1 protein-coding gene is annotated in these 1,082 nt (G+C 59.4%); it reads left to right on the top strand.

All coding sequences use genetic code 11. The annotated features are described in order from the left end of the window. Nucleotides 1-115: 115 nt before the first annotated feature. Nucleotides 116-1,082 (top strand): IS481 family transposase (locus tag ACIGHN_RS28015; RefSeq protein ID WP_396507587.1); only part of this gene is annotated, 967 nt, incomplete at its 3' end.

Here is a 1,082-nt window from a genome sequence, read left to right on the forward strand (position 1 = left end):
CTAAGTGTCGCATCCCGGACGATTGCATAGACTCTAAACGCTATCCGCTCTTCATGGCCCGAGCTGTTCTGCAGGAGTTGGTAGAGTCCTTGCAATCTACCCAGGGAGCGAAGCCATGTTGATAGCCCTACACAAGAACGCTCGCACCACACCCGCCGTGCGGGCCGAGATCGCGGCCAGCGATGAGACAGCCAGTGTCTTGGCCCAGCGCTTTGGCATCACCGAGCAGACGGTCTACAAGTGGAAGAAGCGCTCAGTCTTTGGGGACCGCTCACACACGGCCCATCACCTACAGACGGTGCTTACGCCCGCGCAAGAGACTGTGGTGGTTCACTTGCGGCGTACATTGATGCTGCCTCTGGATGACCTGCTGGCCGTGACACGGGAGTTCATTTGCCCCGATGTCTCCCGCTCGGGCCTGGACCGGTGCCTGCGCCGCCATGCAGCGGGCAACCTCAAGGCCCTCAAGCCCCAGGAGCCTGCGCTGGCCCACAAGGCCTTCAAGAGCTACGAGCCAGGCTATGTGCACATGGACGTGAAGTACCTGCCCCAGATGCAGGACGAGAGCAGCCGACGTTATCTGTTCGTGGCCATCGACAGGGCCACGCGATGGGTGTTCGTGCAACTCAAGGCCAACAAGACAGCAGCCAGTGCGCAGGCTTTCCTGAAGGCATTGCACAAAGCCTGTCCGATCAGGATCAACAAGCTGTTGACCGACAACGGCAAGGAGTTCACAGACCGCCTGTTTGCCAGTAAGGAGCGAGAGCCCAGCGGCAACCATGAGTTTGACCAACTGTGCCAGGAGTTGGGCATAGAGCACCGGCTGACCAAGCCCAGAACACCCAGAACCAACGGCATGGTGGAGCGGTTCAATGGCCGCATAGCGGACGTCCTGAAGACCCACCGGTTCAACAGCCGTGAAGACATGGAGCAGACCTTGCTGCGCTATGTGGCCTTGTACAACCACCAGTTGCCGCAGTCAGCGCTCAAGAGCAAGACGCCGATGCAGGCTATGAAAGAGTGGTACCAGGAGCACCCGGATCTGTTTCACAAGCGGCCATATGATCGTCCGGGATGCGACA

The organism is Acidovorax sp. NPDC077693 (assembly GCF_044542805.1).
Taxonomy (GTDB): domain Bacteria; phylum Pseudomonadota; class Gammaproteobacteria; order Burkholderiales; family Burkholderiaceae_C; genus Acidovorax.